Annotated in this window: 5 protein-coding genes; all 5 read left to right on the top strand. The window is 49.1% G+C overall.

Features of this window, described 5'->3' with window-relative positions:
- The coding region (locus tag ACQ76X_RS35570) for a CpaF family protein (protein WP_438498610.1) at positions 1–1,657 on the top strand (1,657 nt) is incomplete at its 5' end.
- Positions 1,654–2,529, top strand: coding sequence for a type II secretion system F family protein (locus ACQ76X_RS35565; RefSeq protein WP_438498609.1), 876 nt, complete (start codon positions 1,654–1,656; stop codon positions 2,527–2,529). The genes ACQ76X_RS35570 and ACQ76X_RS35565, both read left to right, overlap by 4 nt.
- A gap of 34 nt (positions 2,530–2,563) precedes the next feature.
- Entirely contained in the window at positions 2,564–3,442 is an 879-nt protein-coding gene (locus tag ACQ76X_RS35560) for a type II secretion system F family protein (RefSeq protein WP_438498608.1), read from the top strand.
- A 38-nt stretch (positions 3,443–3,480) separates the two neighbouring features.
- Positions 3,481–3,720: a hypothetical protein gene (locus ACQ76X_RS35555; RefSeq protein WP_438498607.1), complete on the top strand. Its 240-nt coding sequence runs from the start codon at positions 3,481–3,483 to the stop codon at positions 3,718–3,720.
- 8 nt (positions 3,721–3,728) lie between these two features.
- Positions 3,729–4,127, top strand: a 399-nt coding sequence (locus ACQ76X_RS35550) for a DUF4320 family protein (protein ID WP_438498606.1), incomplete at its 3' end; no start/stop codon positions are given.

Raw genomic sequence — 4,127 nt, 5'->3', positions numbered from 1 at the left:
ACTCATTCAACCCACCACGCACTTTGCACTCCGGACTTCAGATGCCATGGTGCTGTATAGTGCGGATGCGATTGATTTTGTCGGTAACTATACCCATTATCGTCGATTGATCGAAGTGTTCAGTGTAGAACGGGAACGGCTATTTCTGTTTACAGCCGACTCCAACATCAAAATAGAGGAAGCGCCTGTTTACTCCAAATTTGGCGATTTGCTCAAGCGCTGGAAGGAGCTTGCGCCGAATGCGTTCCCTGTACGTGAGGGAAGCGAATCTGTCCGGGAGGGGGAGACGGTGGGTATCATTGAACCTCTCGAATACCTGGATGTACACGTATCCGTACAGTCCGTGGGAACCGAATACTCGGAGGGGGATTTCAAGAAGCTCGAATCCCTGAAGAACTATGTACGCTATCGTCTGCAAGAGGTTCACCTGGACGAATATGTACAGTCTCTAACCCATGAACCATCCCGGCAAAAGATACGCTATTACATTTCCGATCTCGTGCGGGAACAGACCGAATATGCCCTCTCTATACCGGTGAATGAAGCGGTGGAATGGGTACAGAAGGAAATTACGGAGCTGGGCGTGCTACAGGGGATTTTGGATGATCCGAGTATCAGTTCGATTGAAATCAATGGATTGGATCAAGTGATCGTGGAGCAAGGAGGGCAGGACAAGCATTTGCCGGAGATCCGGTTTCAAAGCATCACCCATCTCTATGAAGTGATCAACAAGATGCTCATGCCAATTGGGAAACCCATATCCAGTACCGATCCAATTGTGGATGCGAACTATCGTGGATTCCGGATTTGCGTGGTGGCGGATACGAAAGAATTTCAAGGTGTAAGTGCGAATGCGCCCTTGATTAGTATCCGAAAGTTTCCTCCTGATGTGTTCACAGATGAGCAGTGTATTCAGTACGGAAACATCTCAGCCGAGATTTCCGAATTCCTGAAATTTATTGTACCCAAAGGAGCCAATATTGTAATTGGTGGCGGGACGAACAGCGGAAAGACCACGCAACTGATCCCTCTACCCATGTATATGGAGCCGATTACCCGGATCATTTCCATTGAGGATTCCGAGGAAATGCTACTGGCCAGCAAAACGCAGTATCAGCATTATCCGAACTTGCCATCCCTGCTTGTGAAAGAGCTGGAGGACGAGAAGAAAAGCTTTGGCATCGCCAAGTTGATCAAAGCCTGTCTGCGGCTGCGGCCTACTGTCATGGGCATCGGAGAGATCCGGGATGAACCGGCAGCGCAGCAAAGTCTGATCGGGATGAATACAGGACACACCGTCTGGACGACGATCCATGCGAATAGTGCCCGGGAGGCAGCCACGCGGTTGTTACAGCTGAATGGAAATACAGCGGCAGCGGCCAGTCAGATTTCGGGATCGGTTGACCTGATATTCTTCCAGAAGAAACTGCGCAGTGGGGTGCGGGTCGTGACAGAAATCTGTGAGCTCATTGGGTATAGAGGCACAGAGGAGCCAATCCTGAATCCGATTTTCAAATATGACCATCACTTGAAAAAGCAAGTCAAGGTGGGCCGGATCAAGTCTGAGTCGCTGTTGGAGAAGATTTACCTGCAGGAGCCGGGGCCGGAACAATTGCGGCTTTGGTGTGAGGTGAAGGAGTTGAAAGCTGCTTTATGATGCTGGGTTATTGGATAGTGGCAGGGCTGTTGATATCCTTCGGACTTTTTTCGCTGGCACCTATACCCGTCAACCGTTCGAAACGGATGCGGTTGGCCTTCGGGTTTGAACAGACAGAAGCAGAGGCGAAAGCAGCTGGAATTCGGCTGAGTGGCAAGCGGTTGATTCAGGTGTTGTTGGTGGCCGTCGTGATCGGTGTGGCGATTGCTTACTTCACACGAAATATATGGTTTGTTGGAGTCGGCGGGGCGATGGGGATTATTGTGCCTAAGATGATCATTTCAGCAGTCACGTTCAAACGCCGAATGGAGATCTTAATGAACCTGCCGGGTAATTTGCGGCTATTGTCCTCCAAGTTTCGGGACTGTAAATCACTCCAGAAATCGCTGGAAATGTCACTATCCATGATGAGCGGTGTGACCGTCCCGTTATTTGAGCAATTATACGCTGCACTGCGAATTGGTCTGGATGTGCCAACGGCACTAGAGAACATGAAGCGGGAGATTCGTTTCAAGAAATTTGATGATTTCTGTGAAAAGGTGATCGCCGGAAACAAGGATGGCTTTCACCTGCGGTCTGTGGAAGGGATTCGGGAAAGCATTGCTGATTTGTCATCTGATATGAATCTGCTGCAGGAGATTGATCTGGAGAATGAAAAGAAACGGATCGAGCCTTTTGTGGTGTTCGGATTCAGTTTGGTGTTTCCGTTCCTCTTTGGATACTTGGAGAGTCAATTGGTCCAGGAGTTCAAGCTGGCGACGACGCTGCAGACTAGCCTGGGCAAGTTGCTGCTCGCGAGTATGATTGTTTCCATAGTGATCGGGCTATGGAAGAAGGATAAACTGCTGCGGCTGAATCTGGATGATCTATGAGCACAGACGTTAGCAAGAAGGAAGGTGGTGAAATATGCTTACGTCCATTTTATTTTTCCTGGCGGCGGGTTGCATCACTGTTCCCATCCTTAGGTTAGTTCTCCCAGGATTCCAGAGGCAGAAGCAATTGGTGCATTTGGCTGCGCTGGTCAATCAGACCGAAGCGCAGCGCGTACGAAACGGGCAAAATGCCATTGTGCGATCCTTTGCGGACCGAATGGCTAAAGGAAACGGGGAGCGGCCCCTGAGCAAGCGGCGACTGATGTATCAGGTGCTGGCTTATGCTGAAAGTTATGAAATGTATATGGCCAAAGTGGTCGTACAGTCGCTATTGCCCGGCCTGTTCGCACTGGCGCTGGCCGGGATGGTTCAGCATTTCTTTTTCCTGCTCGTGGCTCCCGTTCTTTCCGGACTATTCTTCTGGATGTCCTTACGGAGGATTCCCCAGGCTTACCAAAAACGGCAAGACCGGCTGATCGCGGACTTGCCTTTTTTAATTAGCAAAATGATTACGGCACTTGAAGTGGGCAAACCGCTGAACGTTATTTTTCAAGAGGTCAGCACCCGGTGCGGTCCAACTCTTTCGGCGCTACTCAAGCGTCTGGTCGCTAACATGGGGACGATGTCGCAAAAGGATGCCCTGCAATTGTTTGCTGAAGAAGTGAATGTCCCGGTCGTATTTGACTTTATCTCTGTCGTCAACATCGTCGCAGAGAAGGGTTTCCATGAGGCAGAAGATGACCTCAATCATATCAAAAATGATCTGCGCAGCCTAAGCAAGTTAGCCCTGAAAGAGCGCACCCGGGGCAATCCGGCAAAGATGAATCTGTATTACGGCATCGTCATTGCCCATGTGGCCGTGTTCTTTTTTTTAATGCTCATCAAGATGTTTGCTGCTTTTAATGCCTTGTAATACCATAACCATTTAATTTGAGAGGATGAATGTAATTTATGAAAAAGCTAATGAACAAAGTGAAATGTGAAAGTCAACAAACGATGCTTCTTGCCACCTCTGCCTTTTATACCCGGTTGGATCGTTTTCGGAAAGAAGAACGTGGGGATGCAATGCAGTGGGTCATTGGTATCTTGATTACGTTGCTGCTGTTTATTGCGGTGTACATTCTGTTCAAAGCGCAAATTGATGTCTTTGTCAAAGATAAAATCTTCGGCAAAATGAATTCCTTAACCTAAGGCTGTCTATGAAGCACAGGCTGAACACCTTTAGGAAATCGGAGAAAGGGGACGCGCTTATTGGCGTCTTCTTTTTTCTGATGATTACACTGATCGTTGCCCTACTCGCTGTAACCATTGTGCAGTATGTCATGATTCGCTCTAACCTTCACACCGCCTCGAATGAAGTACTGCAGGTGATGAAAGTAGAGAATGGTGCAGATGCCATAACCCGGCAGCGTTTCGATGGTTTGCTTCGGAGCATGGAGATGGACCCGGGAAAAGTCAGTTTTACGGCCACGCCCAAGCCGGTGCAGCGCGGAGATGTACTTGAAGTAACGGCGGTCAGGGAATATGAAGTTTTTGCACTCAAGGCGGTTGGGGTGTACTACACGGTGCCGATCAAGGTGCATGTATCCGGCCTGGCA

The organism is Paenibacillus sp. IHBB 3054 (assembly GCF_051594305.1).
Lineage (GTDB): Bacteria > Bacillota > Bacilli > Paenibacillales > Paenibacillaceae > Paenibacillus_AQ.
This window is presented reverse-complemented; position numbering and strand designations above follow the sequence as displayed.

Coding starts and splice junctions, on each gene's coding strand:
- ACQ76X_RS35565 (WP_438498609.1), top strand. CDS start 1,654: ATGATGCTGGGTTATTGGATAGTGGCAGGGCTGTTGATATCCTTCGGA.
- ACQ76X_RS35560 (WP_438498608.1), top strand. CDS start 2,564: ATGCTTACGTCCATTTTATTTTTCCTGGCGGCGGGTTGCATCACTGTT.
- ACQ76X_RS35555 (WP_438498607.1), top strand. CDS start 3,481: ATGAAAAAGCTAATGAACAAAGTGAAATGTGAAAGTCAACAAACGATG.